This window comes from Plesiomonas sp. (assembly GCF_051652165.1).
Classification (GTDB): Bacteria; Pseudomonadota; Gammaproteobacteria; order Enterobacterales; family CAMTGL01; genus Plesiomonas.
In genome coordinates this window covers 146,444-168,172 of record NZ_JBOFTR010000015.1, presented here as the reverse complement: position 1 = coordinate 168,172, position 21,729 = coordinate 146,444, and the positions used below count along the sequence as shown (strand labels likewise).

Sequence of the window (21,729 nt, the reverse complement as noted above, 5' to 3'; positions counted from 1 at the left end):
TCATAATAATGATCTTAATATCAGTAAGACCGTCAGTACTTATTCAGTGATAGATCACGAATCAATAAGCATTACGCCTTTTTTGCACGCTCAAATGAAGAGAGAATTTCAGCTTTGGCAGCCTCAACACCTTCCCAACCTTCTACTTTGACCCACTTACCTGACTCTAGCTCTTTATAACGCTCAAAAAAATGGGTGATCTGAGCACGTAATAACTCAGGCAAATCACCAATATCTTGCACATGCTCATACTGCTTGCTCAGTTTACTGTGCGGTACCGCTACAACTTTGGCATCTTCACCAGACTCATCAGTCATCTTCAAAACACCCACAGGTCGGCAACGGATCACCGAGCCAGGCAGCAGTGGATAAGGTGTTGGGACAAGAACATCAACCGGATCACCATCGAGCGACAGCGTATGGTTTACATAGCCGTAATTACACGGGTAGAACATTGGCGTTGACATAAAGCGGTCAACAAAAATAGCACCAGACTCTTTATCGACTTCATATTTAATAGGATCAGCATTTGCCGGAATTTCAATCACAACGTAGAGATCATCAGGCAAGTTTTTTCCTGCTGGTACTTTGCTTAAGCTCATGTCAAATTCCTTGTTGAAAGAGATTGTGGTTAACGCAACGAGTATAACGATCTCGATTAAAATAAAAAGATGAAAAATGCAGCGCAATTAGCTTATGTATTCTCAGCGTGTTCACGCATAAAACGCTCGGCATCATCCATCATTGCCTGCGAGCCAACAAAAAAAGGCACACGCTGATGTAGCTCACTAGGAATAATATCTAAAATGCGGTGCGTACCATCACTTGCACGGCCTCCCGCTTGCTCGGCTAAAAAAGCCATTGGGTTGCACTCGTATAACAAACGTAATTTCCCTTTTGGGCTATTTGCTGTGCTTGGGTAGATATAGATCCCGCCTTTGAGCATATTGCGGTGAAAATCTGCTACTAGTGAGCCAATATAACGCGAGGTATAGGGGCGCTTACTGGCAGTGTCGTGATCCTGACAATACTTAATGTATTTTTTTACACCTTGTGGAAATTTGATGTAATTGCCTTCATTAATGGAATAAATCACCCCATGTTGCGGAATACGAATATTTTCGTGCGATAGACAAAAAACACCCAAACTCGGGTCATAAGTAAAACCGTGTACGCCACGGCCAGTGGTATACACCAACATGGTTGATGAACCATATACCACATAACCAGCGGCTACCTGTTGATGACCCGGTTGCAAGAAATCTTTGCGTGTTACCGGTGTTCCTACAGGTGTAATGCGGCGATAGATTGAAAATATTGTTCCAACTGACACATTCACATCAATGTTGGATGAGCCATCGAGTGGATCCATCAACACCACATATTTAGCATGACAACCGCGATCACCTTCAAAAATGACAATATCGTCCTCCTCTTCTGAGGCAATACCGGCCACCTCTCCGCGTGCTTGTAATGCCGCTTTCAACTTATCATTGGCATAAACATCCAGCTTCATCTGGCTTTCACCTTGCACATTAGCAAGGCCATTTGCCCCTAAAATATCCACCAAACCGGCTTTATTAATATCACGATGAATAATTTTTGCGGCCAGTTTGATTGCGGCCAGCAGAGAAGTCAGCTCTCCCGTTGCATGGGGAAAATCCTGCTGTTTCTCGACGATAAATTCGCCAAGTGTTTTCATTGTCATCTTCCTGATTATTTATCATGTGAGTAGGTATACAGTGATATCGCTTGCAGGTATTAAAACCAAACGTTTGCGTATCTGTTCACAATTTTAGCGATAATGATAAAAAATATCCTGCACTGTTGAACATTTCTGCGCTTTGATAGCATGATTTCCTCTCGTTTGCAGACAAGAGTAGAATGCACGATAAATGATAAAAGTGAGAACAGCGAGCTATGCATATTCATATTCTAGGCATTTGTGGCACATTTATGGGCGGATTAGCTCTATTGGCACGTGCACAAGGGCACACTGTGACCGGTTCGGATAATAATGTCTATCCGCCCATGAGCACATTATTGCAAGAGCAAGGCATTGATATTATTCAAGGATTCGACCCCGTACAATTAACCCCACAACCTGATTGCGTGGTGATTGGCAACGCCATGTCGCGTGGTAATCCATGCGTTGAATATGTGCTGGCAAACAATCTGCCTTACACCTCCGGCCCGCAGTGGTTACATGATCATCTGCTTGGTGATCGCTGGGTACTGGCCGTTGCAGGTACACATGGGAAAACCACCACAGCAGGCATGTTAACGTGGATTTTAGAACACTGTGGCTATGAGCCTGGATTTTTAATTGGCGGTGTGCCGGGTAATTTTGATGTATCTGCTCGGCTGGGCAATAGCCCATTTTTCGTGATAGAAGCCGATGAATATGATTGTGCTTTTTTTGATAAACGTTCGAAATTTCTACATTACAGCCCGCGCACGTTAATTCTCAATAATCTTGAATTTGATCATGCTGATATCTTTGATGATTTGCACGCAATTCAAAAACAGTTCCACCATTTAGTGCGAATTGTACCCAATAACGGCAAACTGATCGTGCCACAGCATGATAACAACATAAAAGCAGTACTGAATATGGGCTGCTGGAGTGAAGTTGAAAGTGCCGGTGAAAACGGTGAGTGGAGAGCTGAAAAACTCAGCCATGATGCCGCACAATTTAGTGTTCAGCTTGATCAACAGTATGTTGGCGAAGTGCATTGGGGCTTGGTAGGTGAGCATAATATGCATAATGGCCTGATGGCGATTGCTGCAGCTCGCCATATTGGGGTTGAGCCTGCTTATGCTTGTGCTGCATTAAGCCAGTTTATCAATGCACGCCGCCGTTTAGAGCTCAAAGGTTGTGTCTCTGACATTACTGTTTACGATGATTTTGCCCATCACCCCACAGCCATTACCGCCACTTTATCCGCACTGCGCGCTAAAATTGGTGGTACAGCCCGTATTTTAGCTGTGCTTGAACCGCGCTCTAACACCATGAAACTGGGTGTACAAAAACAAGATTTAGCCCCTGCTTTAGGGCGTGCCGATGAAGTGTTCTTACTGCAACCTTCCAATATCCCTTGGATGGTGACTGAGGTAGCAGAAGCCTGTGTACAGCCTGCACATTGGGCAGCAGATGTCGATACGTTAGTGGCCATGATCATGCGTACAGCCAAAAAAGGTGACTATATTTTGGTGATGAGTAATGGCAGTTTTGGTGGGATTCACCAAAAGCTACTGGCAGCACTTGAACAACGCTCTGCATAGCTTCAGACACCGTCAGAGTTAATCACACACACTGAGCATTATTTGTGTGTATGGAAAGTAGCACACTTTTCTACACACAAATAGGCACTAAACTATTTGTGTGATAAGCGTAATTGTTGCACGATAGCTCCGCTTTTCAGTACCCTGACATTGAGTAAGAACGTTACCCGTCAGTTTTAATGAATTATTTTGTTCTACGCTTTAATTGCCTGAAATAGAGTAAGGTTTTTGCATGATTACAGCCGGTAAATTTAAGGCGATTTTAAAGATAAATAGCTACTTGCTAGCACTTTATTCCGTCACATTTATAATTCCAATATTTGTTGCTATTTATGAGGGCGATGGTGAGTCAGCCGCGTATTTTAAATCATTTGTAATATCCCTATTATTAAGTTTAATAACTTATTATTTAACGAAGAATAATAAGTCACAATTGGGAACGAAAGATGGCTATTTGGTGGTATTGATCTTTTGGTTGGTGTTTTCATTTTTTAGCACCTTACCCATGATCATGCTAAAGGGTATCCATATTAGCTTAACAGATGCATTGTTTGAGAGTATTTCGGGTATTACTACCACGGGTGCAACGATTTTAAGTGATGTCACCCATGCGCCTAAAAGCTTGTTGTATTATCGCGCGCAATTAAACTTTTTTGGTGGATTGGGCATTATCGTTTTAGCCATTGCCGTACTTCCCTTTATTGGTGTGGGCGGCATGCTGGCTCAAACGGAAATGCCTGGCCCCATGAAAGATGAAAAAATGACACCGCGTATTGTTGATACCGCCAAGAGCCTATGGGTGGTCTATTGTGCGCTCACTTTTGCCTGTATTTTTAGTTTTCGAGCCGTGGGGATGGGGTGGTTTGATGCTATTTGTCATGGTTTTGCCACGATCTCACTCGGTGGTTTTTCAACGTATACCGAAAGTGTGGCCTACTTTAACAGCGCCGGTGTCGAGCTGGTTGCCGGTATTTTCTCTATTCTGGCTGGCATTAACTTTGCGCTCTATTTTATCGCTTTTCAGCGCCGTAACCTGAAAGTTATTAGCCGTAACCCTGAGTTCAGGCTCTATATCTTGGTCTGTTTTTGTGTGGTTGCCTACACAGTCTGGGGGTTATACCGCTCGAATACCTTTGATTTATGGGCCTCTTTTTATCACGGTTTTTTTCAGTCAATGTCAGTGATGACGGATAACGGTTTAGGAACAGCAGGTTATCCAGACTGGCCGGTTGATGTCACATTCTTGCTTATTGGGGCAAGTTTTTTTGGCGGTTGCGTTGGGTCAACGTGTGGTGGCATTAAAGCATTGCGGATTTTGGTGTTGGTTGCGCAAAGTATTAAAGAGGTTAAATTATTGATTCATCCGCGCTCCGTTGTCTCACTGAAAATGGCAGGAAAACCGATTCATGATCGCCAAGGATTAGCCGTTCTCGGATTTTTCTTTTTATATGTCATGATGACACTGATTTTTGTATTCTTACTGACCGCATTTGGTGAAACACTCGATACAGCAATTGGCTCTACTGCGGGTTGTATCAATAACATGGGCATTGGCTATGGTGCATCGGGCTCAAATTTTAGTGGTCTAAAAGAGCCATCAAAATATGTAATGATGTTAGCCATGTTATTTGGCCGTTTAGAGATCTTCCCTTTTCTTGTGCTTATGTCACCAGCCTATTGGCGTGATTAATGGTGTTATTGAATATCACCGTATAATCACAACGTGAATACTGATAAAAACCAAAATATATCAGTATAATAGGAAAGACATAGCGTAAAAAAGAGATAATAAAAAAAGCCCATTTGGGCTTTTTTTATATGAAACCGAAGTACCATTACAATGGTCATGGTCATGGTCATGGTCAGCGTATCAAGCGTGTTGCTCGAATAACTCTAGAATCGAATGGTATAAAACTTCAATTTTAATGGTACGGCAAGGCGTGATAAAAATCGTGTCATCACCAGCAATCGTTCCTAAAATACCTTCAGCTTTACCAAGCGAGTCGAGCATTCGTGCAATTAACTGTGCTGCCCCTGGGCTGGTATTTATCACGATCAGTGCGCTGTTATAATCGATATCTAGCACCAAGTTTTTCAATGGGCTAGATGTTGTTGGAACACCAAGCTCTGCGGGTAGGCAATAAACCATCTCCATCTTCGCATTACGTGTACGCACTGCACCGAATTTGGTCAGCATGCGTGATACTTTAGATTGGTTTATATTACGAAAACCTTGATCTAATAATGCTTGAACTATCTCACCTTGCGAGCTGAATTTCTCTTCTTTCAGAAGAGCTTTAAATGCGCGAATGAGTTGGTCTTGCTTATCTGAGCTACGCATTATGGGCTCCCAAATGCAAAAAAACAGCGGTTATACTGCATAAAAATTCATTTTTTTTCAATACTCAGACAACTGAGATTATCTGCATAAGGTGTAAAATGGTGCGTTTTCTTGTTTCAATAAGTTTCTTGTGCTGTTTTTGTGCACAGGCCGATGAACCAATGTCTATCCGTTTTGCCACTGATCCAACGTATCCACCTTTTGAATATCACAACGAACAAGGGCAATTAGCGGGATTTGATATTGAACTGGCAATGGCCCTGTGTGACAGGCTACAACGCCGTTGTGAGTTTGTAGAACAACCCTTTAATACTATTCTATCAGGTCTACGCCTTGGTGCATATGATGCCGCGATTGCCGCTTTAGATATTAATCATAGCCGCTTACAATTAATGAACTTTACCCAGCCTTATTTAGAGAATGCAGCGATATTGGTGGTAAATGCGGATAATATTACAGGGCTCGATGTGCTAAAAGAGCACCTTGTTGGAGTACAAACAGGAACAACACTCATGAATTTTGTGGTAGATGGTCATTTAGGTGCAGATATTACACCATTACCTTATGCCAGTTACCAAGAAGCATTTTCAGATCTGACAACCGGTAATATTGATGCAGTATTTACTGATCAAGCTGTCGCATTAAATTGGTTAAGTCAGCACAACAAAAAAAACTGGAAAATTTTGGGGCAGGCTTACACTTCACGCGACTATTTTGGGCAAGGGTTAGGCATTGCGATACCAAAACAGAGCCATGCTTTACAGCGTGAATTAAATCGTGCACTCGATGCGATGCGTGCTGATGGCTCATTAGCCACCTTGCATCAACGTTATTTTCCCGCGTTATCCGTACAACCGAAACACCACTAAATCGGGGGATAATGCAACACTCAACCCGCTTTGCGCTAACTCTCAATCTGTGTGTTAACAGATTGTGTTTAGTGTGATGTTCGATTAGTGTCTAGTTATCTTGAATACCCAACACAATAGGATTTTACAAGGAGCATTAAGGATGAAAGTTGCGGTTTTAGGTGCAGCAGGTGGCATCGGTCAAGCTCTGGCGCTGCTGTTGAAGGTTCAACTTCCAGCAGGTTCTGATCTTTCTTTGTATGACATTGCCCCTGTAACTCCGGGTGTTGCAGTGGATCTCAGCCATATTCCCACAGCAGTCAAGATCAAAGGTTTCTCAGGCGAAGATCCAAGCCCTGCATTAGAAGGTGCGGATATTGTGCTGATCTCTGCGGGTGTCGCGCGTAAGCCGGGTATGGATCGTTCAGATCTGTTCAATGTAAATGCGGGTATTGTGCGCAACCTGATTGAAAAAGTAGCGGTTGTATGCCCTACAGCCTGTGTGGGTATTATCACCAACCCGGTTAATACTACAGTTGCTATTGCGGCAGAAGTGCTGAAAAAAGCCGGTGTTTACAATAAGCGTAAACTGTTTGGGATCTCTACATTAGATGTGATCCGTTCTAATACCTTTGTTGCTGAGTTAAAAAATAAGCAACCACACGATTTAGACGTTCACGTTGTTGGCGGCCATTCAGGGCTGACTATTTTGCCTCTGTTATCACAAATTGAAGGTGTTACTTTCAGTGATGACGAAATTGCCGCGCAGACCAAACGTATTCAAAACGCCGGCACTGAAGTTGTTGAAGCAAAAGCGGGTGGCGGTTCAGCGACACTCTCGATGGGTCAAGCCGCAGCACGCTTTGGTTTATCACTGCTGCGTGCTATGCAAGGCGAGAAAGGCATTGTTGAGTGCAGTTATGTTGAAGGCGACGGGCAATATGCGCGCTTCTTTGCACAGCCGGTTGTGCTAGGCCCTAACGGTATTGAAGACTATTTACCGATTGGTGCACTCAGTGCGTTCGAACAAAATGCTCTTGAGAGCATGCTACCTACTTTGCGTGATGAAATTGCACTCGGTGAAGCATTTGTTAACGGTTAATTTAATACCAAAAAGAGTGGGTTAAAAGCGATAAAAAAGGCTGCATAGTTTATGCAGCCTTTTTTATCTTTGACTTAAGCTACCGTAACTCAATCTATTGCGCTATAGCTTCTTATCACGATCTGAACGTATTCATCTTAGCGATAAGTGATCAAACAAGATCTGCACAGATCGTTTGGTTCAGTGGCTAATTAAAATCCAATAAGCACCGTAAATTGATACCTTCCAGTATAAGGCACATTGTCGTACACGGCGGATATTCACGTGCAAAAGATTAACGGAAAAAAATCAGTGGTTACGAGAGACAGCCAAATGTGCTAACCCCTCTAAAGCTTCACGGTATGGGCTAGGTGGAATGCATGCAAGCGCCAGAATAGCTTTATCTGCCTCCTCTTCGGCACGTAGACGCGTATACTCAAGTGAACCGCACTGTTGCATTGTATTAAGAACAGGTTCAAGTAAATCACGACCATTACCCTGTTCAATTGCATGGCGAATCATTGCCGATTGCTCAGGATTGCCGTGCTGCATTGCATGTAATAGCGGTAGGGTAGGCTTACCTTCATTGAGATCATCACCCAGATTCTTACCTAGCTCTTCACCGGCACTGTAATCGAGCAGATCATCAATAAGCTGGAATGCAGTACCTAAATAACGGCCATAATCACGCATAGCATGCTCTTGTTCTTTAGTCGCGTTGGCCAAAATTGCCGAGACTTGTGCTGCTGCTTCAAATAATCGTGCAGTTTTACTGTAGATTACCTGCATATAATCGTGCTCAGTAATATCAGGGTTATTACAGTTTATTAACTGCTGCACTTCACCCTCGGCAATCACATTAGTGGCCGCGGCCATGAGATCTAAAACGCGGAGTGAACCTAAGTGAGTCATCATCTGAAAGGCACGGGTATAAATAAAATCTCCTACCAACACACTGGCTGCATTACCAAATGCAGCATTAGCAGTTGCTTTACCTCGACGTAAATCTGACTCATCAACCACATCATCATGCAACAAGGTTGCAGTATGAATAAACTCAATAAATGCTGCGGCAGTAATATGCCCATCACCTTGATAACCCAGTGCCCGTGCGGCTAAAACCGCAATCATTGGCCGGATCCGTTTTCCCCCTCCGCTGATAATGTAATAGCCGAGCTGATTAATCAGGGCGACCTCTGAATTGAGTTGCTGCAAAATAGCTGTATTCACATTTTCCATATCAGCATTGCTTAAGGCGCGAATCTCTTCAAGCTTCATAGTCCGTCAGTCTTCTAATTTTGTTATCATAGGGGGAAGATCAGTCCATCATAAAACCTGGTCTGCATGGATTGTACCTTAAAAACGAGGAACGGAAACGCGCAAGGGCAAGTTGGAGAATTTTTCTCCGATATTGCCAGAAGAGCTCTTGCCATTGAGCGGCTTTTTGCGTAAAATTCGCGCCCTATTGAATAGTTTTATTGAGCACCCAAATTGACTGATTAGATCAAGTCTGCGGTGCCGAAAAAGAGCGGAGTTTTATATGTACGCGGTTTTCCAAAGTGGTGGTAAGCAACACCGAGTAAGCGAAGGCCAAACCATTCGCCTGGAGAAGCTGGACGTAGCAACTGGTGAATCAGTTGCATTCGAAGAAGTGCTGATGATCGCTAATGGCGAAGATATCAAAATCGGTGCACCTTTCGTAGCCGGCGGTATGGTTAAAGCTGAAGTTGTCGTTCACGGTCGTGGCGATAAAGTTAAGATCGTTAAGTTCCGTCGTCGTAAGCACAGCCGTAAGCAGCAGGGCCACCGTCAGTGGTTCACTGAAATCAAAATTACAGCTATCAGCGCTTAAGTTTAGGAGAACGGACAAATGGCACATAAAAAAGCTGGCGGTTCTACACGTAACGGCCGTGATTCCGAGAGCAAACGCCTAGGTGTTAAGCGTTTTGGTGGTGAATCTGTTTTGGCAGGTAACATCATCGTTCGTCAGCGTGGTACTAAGTTCCACGCTGGTGTAAACATGGGTTGTGGTAAAGATCACACTCTGTTTGCAACTGCTAACGGTAAAGTAAAATTTGAAGTGAAAGGTCCAAATAACCGTAAATATGTGAGCATCATTGCTGACTAATTACAGGTCTTGACCGGTTCACAGGAAGAGCCCCGCGCAGTTGCGGGGCTTTTTTATATCAGCTATCAGGAACCTGTATGATGCGACAGCATGCGATGCTAGGATTTTTTCTGGCACTGCTGACCGCCATTTTTTGGGGGGCGCTGCCAATAGCCATGAAGCAGGCGTTGGAAGTTGTCGATCCCTATACCATTGTGTGGTTTCGTTTTACCACGGCAGCGATTGGATTAGGTATTTGGCTGGCTGTTCGCGGTAATTTACCCTCACCTGCGCTATTGTGGCGACACTATCGGTGGTTGATTCTAGCGGCAACCTTAGGGCTTGCTAGTAATTTCCTATTATTTAACAGTGCGTTGCAATTTCTTAGCCCAGCCGTTGTACAAGTGGTTATTCAGCTTGCTCCGGTACTGCTATTAATAGCCAGTGTCGTGGTGTTAAAAGAGCAGCTACAACGGCATCAGGTGATTGGTCTATTGCTGCTGGTCAGCGGTATGTTGTTGTTTTTTAATGCTCGATTGTACGAGTTGTTTACCAGTTTAAGCACCTATACATTGGGTGTATTGTTAGCTGTTATCGCTGCACTGGTTTGGGTCGTATACGGTTTGGCACAAAAAGTTTTATTGCGTCGTCTCTCCTCCCCGCAGATTTTATTGACCTTGTATGTGCTCAGTGCCCTACTATTTTCACCAGTAGCACAACCGCAACAAGCACTCGCGATGGATGCGCGTCAATGGGCAATGCTGGCATTTTGCTGTATTAACACTTTGGTTGGATACGGTGCATTTGCAGAAGCGATGGCGAAGTGGGATTCGGCTAAAGTGAGTGCAATAGTGACGTTAGCGCCACTGTTCACCATACTATTTTTAGAGCTATTGAGTGTGTGGGCTCCGGCACAATTTGCCGCAGCTCCGCTGAATATGCTGGGTTATCTTGGTGCGTTGGTGGTGGTTGCCGGCGCTATGTTTTCTGCGATCGGCCACCGTCTGCTGCCTCAACGTGCTGTGATAGCACCGGTAGCAGTCGTGAAATAACCCGGTTTGCACTTTTGCACGGAGACGATCATGAAGTTTGTCGATGAAGCGGTAATTTGCGTTGATGCTGGCGATGGCGGTAATGGCTGTGCCAGCTTCCGTCGTGAAAAATATATCCCGAAAGGTGGCCCCGATGGTGGCGACGGCGGTGATGGTGGTGATGTATTTATCATTGCTGATGAGAACTTAAATACCCTGATTGATTACCGTTTTGAGCGCAGTTTTCGCGCAGAACGTGGTGAGAATGGTCGGGGCAGTAACTGTACGGGAAAACGTGGTCAAGACATTACGTTGAAAGTTCCAGTGGGCACACGTGCTGTAGATGAAGAGACGGGTGAAACGCTTGGCGATTTAACACAGCATGGCCAAAAAATGTTGGTTGCAAAAGGTGGTTATCACGGTTTAGGGAATACGCGTTTTAAATCGTCAGTAAACCGTACACCTTATCAGAAAACCAGTGGTACTAAAGGTGAAAAGCGCGAGCTGCGTTTAGAGCTGATGCTGTTAGCGGATGTCGGCATGCTTGGCATGCCTAATGCTGGGAAATCGACCTTTATTCGCGCGGTCTCTTCCGCTCGCCCGAAAGTGGCTGATTATCCATTTACTACCTTGATCCCAAGTTTGGGCGTGGTGCGTATGGATAGTGAGCGCAGCTTTGTAGTGGCAGATATTCCAGGTTTGATTGAAGGTGCAGCAGAAGGTGCAGGTTTAGGTATTCGCTTCCTAAAACATCTTGAACGTTGCCGTGTACTGCTGCACATTCTTGATATTAACCCTATTGATGGTTCTGATCCGGCAGAAAATGCACGTATTATTGTTTCAGAGCTTGAGCAATACAGTGAGCTCTTAGCGTCTAAACCACGTTGGTTAGTGTTCAACAAAGTTGACCTGATGAGCGAAGAAGAGGCACAAGAGCGGATCGACAAGATCGTCGCTGATTTGGGTTGGGATGAGGATTACTACACTATTTCCGCCGCTACAGGTAAGAATGTTACGCCACTGTGCTGGGATATTATGCAGTTGATTGAGAGCCTACCAAAAGCAGATGTCGAACCAGAGGTTGTCACTGAAGAGGTGAAGTTCAAGTGGGATGATTACCACCGCGAACAGCTAAGTGATGTCTGGGAAGGTGCAGATGACTCGGATGATCTCGATGATGATGATTGGGATGAAGATGAGTACGATGTAGAGACTATCTATAAGCCGTAATCATTGATTTTCCTACTGGCTTGTTGACGCTATTTTTAGGGTAAACAAGGCAGCAGTAAAAAACCGCTTCTGTTCACAGAATGCGGTTTTTTTTTGCGCTATATCAGCCTTTTTTATCCCGGAAAACGGTTTAATGTCACAAAATGTTATTTTATGATTATTCAGATCAGGTATGGGAGTGAGCAAGGAATGCATCAAGATCTGAGAGAAGAAACTGATATACAGCGCGAAATCACACGGTTATGTGTGCAAAGTGCATTACTGCTATTGCAGCATGGGGCAGAGAGTACACTCGTAGAGCAGGTGGCTGAACGTTTAGGATTGGCGTTGGGTGTACAGAGTGTTGAAAGCTCTATTTCTGCCAATGCTATTGTGTTATCCACGTTGAACGAAGGGCGTTGTATTACCACTGTTCGACGCAATGTGGACCGGGGGATTAATATGCAAGTGGTCACTGAGGTGCAGCGTACCCTGATCATGGCTGAACGGGGGTTACTCTCTGTGGTAGAAGTGCGTAAACGGCTAGAAAGAATTAAACCGTTGCGTTACCCGCGCTCGTGGGTTGTTGTGATGGTGGGGTTATCCTGTGCCAGCTTTTCACACTTATCAGGAGGCGATGCTACCGTTTTTGTGGTGACATTTATTGCCAGCGCGATTGCGATGCTGGTGCGTCAAGAACTGGCATTGCGGCACTTTAATCCACTGGTAAACTTTTGTCTGACAGCCTTTGTGGCTACGTCGATCTCCTCAATAGGGTTGATGTACTCATTAGGTAATCAACCTTCATTAGCAATGGCATCCAGTGTTTTATTATTAGTGCCAGGGTTTCCGTTGATTAATGCGTTGTCAGATATGGTTAAAGGGCATGTCAATATGGGGCTCGCCCGCTGGATGATGGCAACCTTACTGACCTTTGCTACTTGTGCAGGCATTGTTATGGCAATGGCTCTGTGGGATGTCAGGGGGTGGTTATAATGGCCAACTTAGTGTGGATGCTGGTGCAGGATATGTTTTTTGCCGCTATTCCTGCCGTTGGGTTTGGCTTGCTGTTCAATGTTCCGGAACGCGCACTACGTTATTGTGCCATGTTAGGCGCATTAGGGCATGGCATGCGCTTTTTGCTGCTGCATTATGGGTTTCCAATTGAGTGGAGCACACTGGCAGCATCAACCACTATTGGCATGATTGGTGTTCACTGGTCACACCGCTATTTAGCACATCCGAAGGTCTTTACGGTTGCAGCAGTGATCCCAATGGTTCCGGGGGTAAAAGCCTATACAGCGATGATTGCATTGGTTGAGATAAACCATCAGGGCTATAGCCATGAACTGATGTCGCAGATGGTGACACACTTTTTGCAAAGCTTTTTCATTGTCGGAGCACTGGCGTTGGGGCTGGCTATTCCTGGTTTGCTGTTTTATCGCCGTCGGCCAGTAGTCTAAGAGGGTAGGTAATCTAAGAAAGCCATATAAAAAATAGTGCACTGATTCTGATGGCCTGATTTGCTATGATGCGGCTAAGAATGACAGTCGACTGCAAAAGAGTGGCCGAGATGAAAATAAGTTTAATTGCGGCAATGGCCGCTAACCGGGTGATTGGTCTGGATAATCAAATGCCATGGCATTTGCCTGCTGATTTGGCATGGTTTAAAGCCAATACTTTGAAAAAACCGATCATTATGGGGCGGAAAACCTATGAATCGATCGGGAGACCCCTACCTGGGCGGCAAAATATTGTGCTATCACGTCAAATGGGCAATGATGATCGGGTGTTATGGGCTTGCTCTTTGCCAGAAGCACTAACACTCGCCGGAGAAGTGCCAGAAGTGATGATTATTGGTGGTGGGCATGTCTACCATGAAGCTTTACCGCTGGCCTCACACCTGTATCTGACACTGATTGATGCCAAGATTGATGGTGATACCCGCTTCCCGCAATGGGATACCGCAGAGTGGCATGAAGTTTTCAGCGAAGTGCACACCGCAGATGCCGCAAATCCGCATGCCTATCGGTTTACCATTTTGGCGCGTCAACCTATGCTCACGAAGTAAGCATCATAATGCACAACATCGTGATCGCAATATAGCAATATAGCAATCACAACATTATTTATGCGGTGATCCGCGCTTGTTGAAAGTACTGCTGATCATCCCAACGCAGCAACGTTAGGTGATTTCCCCAAATACAACCGGTATCGAGTGCATAGACTGCAGGTTGGTTGGTTTTGCCAAGCAGTGAAGCCCAATGGCCAAAAACTACCCGATGGTTAGCCAGTAGTGGGTTGGGCAACTGATACCACGGCAGCAGTGGTGCAGGCGCTTGCTCTGCAGGCAGTTTACAGTGCATTTCAAGCCGCCCGTCAGGGTAGCAAAAACGCATACGGGTGAAGGCATTGATGATATAACGTAGGCGGTTATCACCCTGTAAATCCGGTGACCACTTATCGGGCAAATTGCCATACATCATGCTGAGCATCGCCTGATACTGTGGGCTACGTAGAACCTGTTCCACCTCTGCGGCACAGGCCGTCGCGGTGCCTAGATCCCAATCTGGCGAGATACCGGCATGCACCATGATAAATGGATAAATTGGGTGTGCGAGTAGCAAAGGTTGCTGACGCAGCCAATACATCAGTTCATGGCGATCAGAAGCCTCTAAAATTGGTTGCAGGTGATCACGTGGTTTGGCTTTGGCAAGTCCGGCATCAATACTGAGCAAATGCAGATCATGGTTGCCTAAAATGGTGTGAGCTGCCGAGCCTAACCCACGTACAAAACGCAGACATTCAAGGGATTTCGGCCCACGAGCAACTAAATCACCGGTTAACCAGAGCTCATCACTGTGTGGGTTAAATTCTACCTGTTCGAGTAGGGCTAAAAGTTCATCATAGCAACCTTGCAGATCACCGACCAGATACGTTGCCATTGCTATTGATCCCTTACTGTTTTGCTTGTTGAGTGAGGAGGAGAAAAAGCACTGATATCAGCAGTCGGCTGGTGATATCAGCGTTTATTGGTATTCGATGTAAGCGATTAACGAGGATCATGCGCCGCATGTGCATCGGCAGCTTGTGGTGGATTTTTATCCAACCAATTTGCCAACATACAGTATTGTTCAACGGTGATATTTTCTGCCCGTAAACTGGGGTTAATACCGAGAGCTTCGAGCTGTTCAACGCTAAACAGATGACCAAGACCGTTACGGATCGTTTTTCGACGTTGATTAAACGCATCGGTGGTTACACGACTAAGCCACCGCAAGTTCTGTACTGGATATGGCTTTTCTGTATGTGGGATCAGGCGTACTACGGCAGAGTCAACTTTTGGTGCTGGTTTAAACGCATGCGGAGGTACTTCGAGCACAGGAATCACCTGGCAAAAATACTGAGCCATCACACTTAAACGGCCATAGGCCTTGCTGTTTGGGCCTGCCGCCAGACGATTTACCACCTCTTTTTGCAGCATAAAGTGCATGTCGCTGATACTGTCAGTAAAGCTGAACAGATGGAACATCAATGGGGTTGAGATGTTGTAGGGCAAGTTACCAAATACACGCAGTTTTTGCCCTAATTCAGCGGAAATCTGGCTGAAATCGGCAGTCATTGCATCTTGCTGGCGTACGGTTAGTTTGTCTTTTAATTTTGGATTATTGCGCAGGCGTTCAGCCAGATCGCGATCGATCTCAATGACTGTCATATGATCAAGATCGCGGGCTACAGGTTCGGTTAGTGCAGCAAGGCCAGGGCCAATCTCAAGCATCGCTTGATCATTTCGTGGGTTAATTGCAGCAACAATACTATCAATGACAAAGAGATCATTAAGAAAATTTTGGCCAAAACGTTTACGGGCACGGTGGCCAAGGTGAACACTGTCATTCATTGTGTTTGTGAATCCGTCATAGTAATCGCGAGAGAGAGCGCCGTCCGAAAGCTCCCCTCGTCAGCAAGTCGGGTACCGGCAAGATCCAATGCCGTTCCGTGATCGACTGAGGTGCGGATATATGGCAACCCCAGTGTAATATTGACTGCACGGCCAAACCCTTGGTACTTAAGTACAGGTAGCCCTTGATCATGATACATGGCCAGTACTGCATCAGCATCGTGCAGATATTTATCTTGAAATAGGGTATCGGCAGGCAGTGGGCCTATGAGATCAATCCCCTGTTGGCGCAACAGTTGTAACGCGGGCTCGATAGTCGTGATCTCTTCTGTTCCCATATGCCCGCTCTCTCCGGCATGCGGATTTAGACCACACACATAAATGCGTGGATGAGCGCAGCCAAATTTATGCTGTAAATCGTGGTGCAAGATTTGGATCACTTCATGCAAGCTATCGGCCGTAATCGCATCTGCAACGTCGCGTAGTGGCAAATGTGTTGTTGCTAATGCAACCCGTAATGTTTCAGTTGCCAGCATCATCACCACTTTATTGCACCCTGCGCGCTCGGCAAAAAACTCAGTATGCCCACTGAACGGGATACCCGATTCATTAATAATGCCTTTATGAACTGGGCCTGTAATGAGCGCCGAAAACTCACCATGTTGGCAGCCATCAGCGGCACGAGCAAGTGTGTTAAGTACATAAGTTGCATTTGCAACATTAAGCTCTCCGGCAATGGCTGGAGTGCGTAGCGGTTCAGCTAATATTGTCAACGTTCCGGCAGCCTGTGGGTAGGCTATCGTGCTTGCATCATACGGTATGAGCGTTAGTGGGAGATCTAAAGCGATTGCTCGGTGCTGTAGTAGCGTAGGGTCTGCACAAACAATAAGCTGTACAGGCCATGGCTGTTGCGCTAATTTCACGACAAGATCAGGGCCAACCCCGGCTGGCTCGCCGGGGGTGATGATCATACGTGGAGCGCGATTATTCATCGCTTGGGTCGACAATTTTAACATACGCAGCAGCGCGTTGTTCTTGCAACCAGACCGGAGTCTCTTCTGCAAATTTCATATTAAACAGCATGCGATAGGCACGATCTTTAATTGCTGCATCGGTACGGTCAACTTTTTTAGTGCCAAGCAGTTGTACAATGTGCCAGCCAAACGGTGTTTTAAATGGCTGACTGATTTGATCAGGTTGCAGGCTATCAAGCTCGTTACGGAATTGCGGAACAAATGCATCAGGTAAAGACCAGCCTAAATCACCCCCTTGTGCAGCAGAGCCTGGGTCTTGTGAGTACTCTTTTGCCAGCGTAGCAAAGTCTGCTTGCTTATCTAAGATCTCTGTGCGCATTTTCAGTAGCTCCGCTTGTGCTTGGTCATCACTGAGCATCACTGAGGTTTTCAGTAAAATATGGCGGGCATGCACTTCAGTAGCTTGTACACTTTGCTCTTCACCCCGCACGGCATTTACTTTGAGAATATGGAAGCCGACACCCGTACGGAATGGGCCAACCACAGAACCTGCTGTGGCATTGGTAATTTTTTCTGCAAAAAGAGTCGGAATACTTTGCGGACGTACCCAACCTAAATTACCCCCTTCTAGTGCTTTTGGCCCAGAAGAGTTTGCAATTGCCAGTTTCGAGAAGTCCGCACCTTTTTTCAGTTCACGGATGATTTGATCGGCTTTAGCTTGTGCTTCATCCACTTCACTTTGAGTTGGGTTTTCTGGCAATGGGATTTGGATATGGCTCAGATTATACTCTTGGCCTTTTTGTGCTTGTTGGCTAATTTGTTTTGCCAGCGTATCAACTTCTTGCGGCAGAATATTGATTCGGCTACGCACTTGGGCATTACGTGCTTCGGTTGCCAGCATCTCTTTACGGATTTGTTCACGGTAATCAGCGTAATTAATGCCTTGTGCTTGCAAGTTTTGCTGCAACTGTGCAACGCTCATACGGTTTTGCCCAGCAATATTTGCAATGGCACTATCAAGATCGGCATCGCTGACACTGATCCCCATTTTGCTGGCTAATTGCAGTTGAATTTGATCCAGTATCAGGCGATCAAGTACTTGGTGGCGCAATGCGGCATCATCGGGTAACTGTTGGTTTGATTGCTGAGCATTGAGTTTGACAGATTGCATCAATCTGTTGACATCACTTTGTAATACCACACCGTTATTGACGATTGCAGCTACCTGATCAATTGATTGCGGGGCGGCAATCACACTGGTACTGACCATTGCCAGTAGTGAAAACCACGTCTTCCAGTTCTTCATTCGCCTTTCCATCCTGCGCTTTGCAGCGTTTAATTAATAAGGTAAATATCTGTTATTGCAGTTAAGCGTACGTACATCATCGGGTGATGTATAAACTAAAATTAGTTGCTCAATGTAAATGGACGTTGATATGGCAGAATACCACTACTCAACATCGTACTGATACCCGTTGGGTGGCTATTGCCAAGGCCACGAATCTCAATATTGAATGAAAAAGAGTTATTGTACGAACTGACATGTGTCTGATTGTTGTAACCAATCGTTTTGCGCTCATACATCAAGTTTACGGCCCAACAGCAGGTATTATATTGTAATCCTAGCATCTGTTCTGCCGACTGCTTTAATCCAGTATCATAATAGTACTGGCCTACAACACTGAACTTATCTGTAATCGGCCAAGCAGAAACTAGGCCTAGCTGAGAAATGTTATGGTCATAGTTTTTATTTGGCAATGCATTGTTAATGTAATCTTGGCTTGCATAGCGGTAGTTGAGTTGCACTAAACGTTCGCTATCTTTACGGTATTCAAGCGCGGTATTGGCCACTGCGACTTGTTTACCTTGTGGGTTGTACTGCACGCCAACTTTGGCGCTCCAATTATCATTAAACAGTACGTTTGATTCTGTAGCCCACGCGGAGGTACGTGCCGCATGCTGTGTTTTGTCAGTAATACGCGGTGCTGACAGGTAAAAAATCTGCCCGATAGCAAAGTTAAAACGCTCGTTAAGATCCTGATCAAAAATACGCGTGGTTAAACCGGTTGTAACTTGGTTTGCTGATGAGATACGGTCTAAACCACTGTAACGGCGATCACGGAACATCCCTAAATAGTCGAGCTGTAATGCCGTAGAGTCATACCCAAGGGTATTTGGTGCGCCGATCCCACTCTGATCTTGATAGGGGCGATACAAATATTGAACTTGGGGTTCTAACGTTTGTGTATAGCCATTTAACAAGACCGCATTACGTTCTAAAACCATTTTTGCATCGACTTTTCCTTGTGGGATAAAGCGCGACACAGAAGAGTCCATTTGGTTTTGATACTGAGTAGGAATATTTTGTTGATAGTGGGTAGCATACAGTTTGCCACTTGTTTCAATGCTTCCCCAACGCCCTGTTATGGGATAACTCACGCTTGGCTCTAAATGTACCCGTGTTGCCGTTGGCATTGCCGAGTCATTGTTTTCAAAACGTACAACTTGGCCAAATACGTGGGTATTGAGCCGATTATTGAGCAAGCTGGTGTTGTAGTAGTTCACGTCTAGCTGTGGTGAGGTACGGTAAACACTGGCTATCTGGGTATTAAAGACCTGAAATTGTGTGGCTGATAAGTTCACCATCCAATTAGGATCAGCATAACCAATACTACCTGACTGGGTAACATAACCGTTTGTAGTGCTGCCGTAAGGCGATTGTAAATCAGAGAAGTAGTGTGGGTCACTGACTCTGGTGTAATTCATGTTAAAACGCCAAACCTGATCGATCACACCGCTATGCCCCCAATAAGTGAGGTAGCGGGCTTCGTCATGGCGCAGTGCATCGTGTGGAAGGTAATCAACGGCAATTGTACCTGCCCCTGGTGCACCTAAATAGCGGAACTCTGTCATCAACTCTGTGCCACGCTTACTCAGGTAACGTGGTGTAATAGTGGCATCATAGTTAGGGGCAATATTCCAATAGAAAGGAATATCCAGTTGAGCGCCACTTTTATTTGATGTTTTAAACGAGGGAACTAAAAACCCCGAACGACGTTTATTACTTAATGGAATTTGTAAATACGGGGTATAGAAAATCGGTATTCCTGCCACTTGAAAACGGGCATTCCACAGTTTTGCGACTTCTTCTTGGCGATCTTGTATCATGGTTGATGCTGCAATACTCCAACTGTCATCTTCAGGAAGACAGGTAGTAAATTCGGCACTTTTCATGATGTTATAGCGGTTTTCTCGTAATTTCAGCACTTTGGCTGTGCCGCGCCCTTGTTTATCAACAAACTGATAGCTGGCCTGATCAACATCGGTATCTTTGCTGTCTAAATCTGACCATGCACGTGGCCCTTTTAGGCTGATTGTGGGGTCAAAATAGTGCACATTGCCACGGGCCGTCATTTCACGTTTGATGGGTTTACCATCTTTAAGTTGTTGGGTAACTTCTGCCTCGTGTGAGGTGAGCTGGCGATTACCTTGGTCAATATTCACATTCCCTTGATAAAAGGCACGATTAGGGTAATCGACATTGGCATCATCAGACAAAATAGTCACAGGCAATGCGTTTGGATCGCCCTCGACAAGGGGTTTGGTATAATGCGGTACACCAGATAAGCATTGACTACGCAAATCAGCAAATGTTTGCGGGCTAAACAGTATTGCACCGATGGTTGAAGCTAAGATTGTCGGAAGAAATTTTTTCATACCAGTTTAAAAGGTCCTACAACCTGAACGAGCCATAATGCCCGCAAGCAATTGAGCTGAATGCAGAGTATGATAAAGCAATTTTACGTTACTCGGCACATTTATGATTATTTGTTTATGGCCGTTAGTATACCGCGCAAATTATTGATGAGAAAAATACTTATTTAGTACAACGATGAGTACTAAAACAAATTTTTTAGTGCATGTTTTCAACCACAGTGACAGGGTTTAAGAGGGGCAGGAATGCAGTTGTGGGGTAAATTAGTCGGTATTGCACTCGGATCGCTCGCTGGCGGGCCTGTTGGTGCTTTTTTTGGATTATTAATCGGCCATCAAATTGATAAGCGAGTTGTCGCACAGGCCAATTTTCAAGGCTATTTTAGCAATCAGCAGGCGCGTCAGTCGCTCTTTTTTCATGCCACGTTTTCAACGATGGGGCACTTAACCAAGTCAAAAGGGCGGGTCACTGAAGCGGATATTCAAATGGCAAATGCGATGATGGATCGGATGAGCCTGCATGGTGAGGCGCGTAAAGCTGCGCAAGAAGCTTTTCGTGATGGCAAACTGGCTGATTTTCCACTTCGTCAAACTTTACGCGATTTTCGTCGTGCCTGTTTTGGCCGTTTTGATCTGCTTAAAATGTTTATGGAGATCCAGTTGCAAACGGCGTTTGCTGATGGCTCTTTGCACCCTGGTGAGCGCGATGTCTTGTATGTTATTGCAGAAGAGCTAGGCTTTTCGCACAGTCAATTTGAGCAACTGTTATCTATGTTAGAGGGCAGCTCACAGTTTCGTGGTCAACAAGGTTCACAGCAAGAGGGTTGGGCTCCGCGCAATGCTAATGGCCCAACGCTGGCAGATGCATGCAAGGTCTTAGGCGTTAGTAGCAGTGATGACGATCAAACTGTGAAACGAGCCTACCGCAAGCTGATGAATGAGCATCACCCTGACAAGTTGGTTGCAAAAGGTTTACCGCCTGAGATGATGGAGCTGGCTAAACAAAAAGCCCAAGATATTCAAGCTGCATATGATCTTATTCGCCGTGAGCGTGGTTTTCGTTAGTCGCTTATTACCGTTAATTAAGATGAGCTCGAACGACATTTGCTAATTAAGAAAAGGATAGCAATACAGAGATAGTAATATATTGCGGCTATACCTTTATCTTTCGGTGAAAGAGTATTGCATGAGAGCGTATTGTATAACGTACGCTCATCTATGATGCTATATATCGCTCTAAT

The 21,729-nt window shown here is 45.1% G+C and carries 21 protein-coding genes; 12 read left to right on the top strand and 9 right to left on the bottom strand.

Annotated features, from left to right (window positions below):
• Positions 1 to 71: 71 nt before the first annotated feature.
• Together ppa and fbp are read right to left on the bottom strand one after the other, a co-directional pair.
• Positions 72 to 602, bottom strand: coding sequence for an inorganic diphosphatase (ppa, locus tag ACRC53_RS09205; protein ID WP_438643151.1), 531 nt, complete (start codon positions 600 to 602; stop codon positions 72 to 74).
• Between the two features lie 92 nt (positions 603 to 694).
• Complete coding sequence (gene fbp, locus ACRC53_RS09200; protein ID WP_438643150.1) at positions 695 to 1,702, bottom strand: class 1 fructose-bisphosphatase; 1,008 nt, start codon at positions 1,700 to 1,702, stop codon at positions 695 to 697.
• A 218-nt stretch (positions 1,703 to 1,920) separates the two neighbouring features.
• Here fbp and mpl point away from each other — a divergent pair, with 218 nt between their 5' ends.
• Together mpl and ACRC53_RS09190 are read left to right on the top strand one after the other, a co-directional pair.
• Positions 1,921 to 3,285, top strand: coding sequence for a UDP-N-acetylmuramate:L-alanyl-gamma-D-glutamyl-meso-diaminopimelate ligase (gene mpl / locus ACRC53_RS09195; protein WP_438643149.1), 1,365 nt, complete (start codon positions 1,921 to 1,923; stop codon positions 3,283 to 3,285).
• A gap of 307 nt (positions 3,286 to 3,592) precedes the next feature.
• Positions 3,593 to 4,975, top strand: a complete 1,383-nt coding sequence (locus ACRC53_RS09190) for a TrkH family potassium uptake protein (protein WP_438643228.1) — start codon at positions 3,593 to 3,595, stop codon at positions 4,973 to 4,975.
• A 180-nt stretch (positions 4,976 to 5,155) separates the two neighbouring features.
• Here ACRC53_RS09190 and argR read toward each other — a convergent pair whose 3' ends face one another.
• Positions 5,156 to 5,626, bottom strand: coding sequence for a transcriptional regulator ArgR (gene argR, locus ACRC53_RS09185; RefSeq protein WP_438643148.1), 471 nt, complete (start codon positions 5,624 to 5,626; stop codon positions 5,156 to 5,158).
• A 98-nt stretch (positions 5,627 to 5,724) separates the two neighbouring features.
• Between argR and ACRC53_RS09180 the strand changes: the two genes are divergently transcribed.
• Together ACRC53_RS09180 and mdh are read left to right on the top strand one after the other, a co-directional pair.
• Positions 5,725 to 6,495, top strand: coding sequence for a transporter substrate-binding domain-containing protein (locus ACRC53_RS09180; RefSeq protein ID WP_438643147.1), 771 nt, complete (start codon positions 5,725 to 5,727; stop codon positions 6,493 to 6,495).
• Between the two features lie 142 nt (positions 6,496 to 6,637).
• Positions 6,638 to 7,576, top strand: a complete 939-nt coding sequence (gene mdh, locus ACRC53_RS09175) for a malate dehydrogenase (RefSeq protein WP_438643146.1) — start codon at positions 6,638 to 6,640, stop codon at positions 7,574 to 7,576.
• Between the two features lie 288 nt (positions 7,577 to 7,864).
• Here mdh and ispB read toward each other — a convergent pair whose 3' ends face one another.
• A complete protein-coding gene (ispB, locus tag ACRC53_RS09170; protein ID WP_438643145.1) occupies positions 7,865 to 8,833 on the bottom strand; it encodes an octaprenyl diphosphate synthase in 969 nt (322 codons plus the stop codon).
• A gap of 262 nt (positions 8,834 to 9,095) precedes the next feature.
• Here ispB and rplU point away from each other — a divergent pair, with 262 nt between their 5' ends.
• The 7 genes from rplU to folA all read left to right on the top strand — a co-directional run bounded on the left by rplU (position 9,096) and on the right by folA (position 13,973).
• The gene (gene rplU, locus ACRC53_RS09165) at positions 9,096 to 9,407 is read left to right on the top strand and encodes a 50S ribosomal protein L21 (RefSeq protein WP_438623463.1); all 312 of its coding nucleotides are present in this window, start codon (positions 9,096 to 9,098) and stop codon (positions 9,405 to 9,407) included.
• An 18-nt stretch (positions 9,408 to 9,425) separates the two neighbouring features.
• Positions 9,426 to 9,683, top strand: coding sequence for a 50S ribosomal protein L27 (rpmA, locus tag ACRC53_RS09160; RefSeq protein ID WP_438623464.1), 258 nt, complete (start codon positions 9,426 to 9,428; stop codon positions 9,681 to 9,683).
• 77 nt (positions 9,684 to 9,760) lie between these two features.
• A complete protein-coding gene (locus ACRC53_RS09155) occupies positions 9,761 to 10,714 on the top strand; it encodes a DMT family transporter (RefSeq protein ID WP_438643144.1) in 954 nt (317 codons plus the stop codon).
• Positions 10,715 to 10,744: 30 nt separating this feature from the next.
• Complete coding sequence (cgtA, locus tag ACRC53_RS09150; RefSeq protein WP_438643143.1) at positions 10,745 to 11,923, top strand: Obg family GTPase CgtA; 1,179 nt, start codon at positions 10,745 to 10,747, stop codon at positions 11,921 to 11,923.
• Positions 11,924 to 12,112: 189 nt separating this feature from the next.
• Positions 12,113 to 12,898: a threonine/serine ThrE exporter family protein gene (locus ACRC53_RS09145; protein ID WP_438643142.1), complete on the top strand. Its 786-nt coding sequence runs from the start codon at positions 12,113 to 12,115 to the stop codon at positions 12,896 to 12,898.
• The gene (locus tag ACRC53_RS09140) at positions 12,898 to 13,365 is read left to right on the top strand and encodes a threonine/serine exporter family protein (protein WP_438643141.1); all 468 of its coding nucleotides are present in this window, start codon (positions 12,898 to 12,900) and stop codon (positions 13,363 to 13,365) included. Before ACRC53_RS09145 ends, ACRC53_RS09140 begins: the two co-directional genes overlap by 1 nt.
• A gap of 110 nt (positions 13,366 to 13,475) precedes the next feature.
• Positions 13,476 to 13,973 carry a type 3 dihydrofolate reductase gene (gene folA / locus ACRC53_RS09135; RefSeq protein WP_438643140.1) on the top strand — a complete coding sequence of 166 codons (498 nt, stop codon included), beginning with the start codon at positions 13,476 to 13,478 and terminating at the stop codon, positions 13,971 to 13,973.
• A gap of 58 nt (positions 13,974 to 14,031) precedes the next feature.
• Here the strand turns inward: folA and apaH are convergent, their stop codons facing one another.
• From apaH to lptD, 5 genes are all read right to left on the bottom strand, one after another.
• The gene (gene apaH, locus ACRC53_RS09130; protein WP_438643139.1) at positions 14,032 to 14,847 is read right to left on the bottom strand and encodes a bis(5'-nucleosyl)-tetraphosphatase (symmetrical) ApaH; all 816 of its coding nucleotides are present in this window, start codon (positions 14,845 to 14,847) and stop codon (positions 14,032 to 14,034) included.
• Between the two features lie 107 nt (positions 14,848 to 14,954).
• Positions 14,955 to 15,800, bottom strand: coding sequence for a 16S rRNA (adenine(1518)-N(6)/adenine(1519)-N(6))-dimethyltransferase RsmA (gene rsmA / locus ACRC53_RS09125; protein ID WP_438643138.1), 846 nt, complete (start codon positions 15,798 to 15,800; stop codon positions 14,955 to 14,957).
• Entirely contained in the window at positions 15,797 to 16,816 is a 1,020-nt protein-coding gene (pdxA, locus tag ACRC53_RS09120) for a 4-hydroxythreonine-4-phosphate dehydrogenase PdxA (protein ID WP_438643137.1), read from the bottom strand. Before pdxA ends, rsmA begins: the two co-directional genes overlap by 4 nt.
• The gene (surA, locus tag ACRC53_RS09115; RefSeq protein WP_438643136.1) at positions 16,785 to 18,080 is read right to left on the bottom strand and encodes a peptidylprolyl isomerase SurA; all 1,296 of its coding nucleotides are present in this window, start codon (positions 18,078 to 18,080) and stop codon (positions 16,785 to 16,787) included. The genes pdxA and surA overlap by 32 nt, the downstream gene beginning before the upstream one ends.
• Positions 18,081 to 18,181: 101 nt before the next feature.
• Positions 18,182 to 20,491 (bottom strand): LPS assembly protein LptD, encoded by a 2,310-nt coding sequence (gene lptD, locus ACRC53_RS09110; protein ID WP_438643135.1) that lies wholly within the window; start codon positions 20,489 to 20,491, stop codon positions 18,182 to 18,184.
• Positions 20,492 to 20,734: 243 nt separating this feature from the next.
• On the opposite strand from lptD, the gene djlA reads away from it, so the two are divergent.
• Complete coding sequence (gene djlA, locus ACRC53_RS09105) at positions 20,735 to 21,553, top strand: co-chaperone DjlA (protein ID WP_438643134.1); 819 nt, start codon at positions 20,735 to 20,737, stop codon at positions 21,551 to 21,553.
• Positions 21,554 to 21,729: the final 176 nt, after the last annotated feature.

Bases quoted from the DNA above. Each gene is read 5' to 3' on its own strand.
- mdh (WP_438643146.1), top strand. From the start codon at position 6,638: ATGAAAGTTGCGGTTTTAGGTGCAGCAGGTGGCATCGGTCAAGCTCTG.
- ACRC53_RS09180 (WP_438643147.1), top strand. From the start codon at position 5,725: ATGGTGCGTTTTCTTGTTTCAATAAGTTTCTTGTGCTGTTTTTGTGCA.
- ACRC53_RS09155 (WP_438643144.1), top strand. From the start codon at position 9,761: ATGATGCGACAGCATGCGATGCTAGGATTTTTTCTGGCACTGCTGACC.
- ACRC53_RS09145 (WP_438643142.1), top strand. From the start codon at position 12,113: ATGCATCAAGATCTGAGAGAAGAAACTGATATACAGCGCGAAATCACA.
- apaH (WP_438643139.1), bottom strand. From the start codon at position 14,847: ATGGCAACGTATCTGGTCGGTGATCTGCAAGGTTGCTATGATGAACTT.
- lptD (WP_438643135.1), bottom strand. From the start codon at position 20,491: ATGAAAAAATTTCTTCCGACAATCTTAGCTTCAACCATCGGTGCAATA.
- cgtA (WP_438643143.1), top strand. From the start codon at position 10,745: ATGAAGTTTGTCGATGAAGCGGTAATTTGCGTTGATGCTGGCGATGGC.
- surA (WP_438643136.1), bottom strand. From the start codon at position 18,080: ATGAAGAACTGGAAGACGTGGTTTTCACTACTGGCAATGGTCAGTACC.
- rpmA (WP_438623464.1), top strand. From the start codon at position 9,426: ATGGCACATAAAAAAGCTGGCGGTTCTACACGTAACGGCCGTGATTCC.
- folA (WP_438643140.1), top strand. From the start codon at position 13,476: ATGAAAATAAGTTTAATTGCGGCAATGGCCGCTAACCGGGTGATTGGT.
- ACRC53_RS09140 (WP_438643141.1), top strand. From the start codon at position 12,898: ATGGCCAACTTAGTGTGGATGCTGGTGCAGGATATGTTTTTTGCCGCT.
- mpl (WP_438643149.1), top strand. From the start codon at position 1,921: ATGCATATTCATATTCTAGGCATTTGTGGCACATTTATGGGCGGATTA.
- rsmA (WP_438643138.1), bottom strand. From the start codon at position 15,800: ATGAATGACAGTGTTCACCTTGGCCACCGTGCCCGTAAACGTTTTGGC.
- djlA (WP_438643134.1), top strand. From the start codon at position 20,735: ATGCAGTTGTGGGGTAAATTAGTCGGTATTGCACTCGGATCGCTCGCT.
- ppa (WP_438643151.1), bottom strand. From the start codon at position 602: ATGAGCTTAAGCAAAGTACCAGCAGGAAAAAACTTGCCTGATGATCTC.
- rplU (WP_438623463.1), top strand. From the start codon at position 9,096: ATGTACGCGGTTTTCCAAAGTGGTGGTAAGCAACACCGAGTAAGCGAA.
- ispB (WP_438643145.1), bottom strand. From the start codon at position 8,833: ATGAAGCTTGAAGAGATTCGCGCCTTAAGCAATGCTGATATGGAAAAT.
- argR (WP_438643148.1), bottom strand. From the start codon at position 5,626: ATGCGTAGCTCAGATAAGCAAGACCAACTCATTCGCGCATTTAAAGCT.
- pdxA (WP_438643137.1), bottom strand. From the start codon at position 16,816: ATGTTAAAATTGTCGACCCAAGCGATGAATAATCGCGCTCCACGTATG.
- fbp (WP_438643150.1), bottom strand. From the start codon at position 1,702: ATGAAAACACTTGGCGAATTTATCGTCGAGAAACAGCAGGATTTTCCC.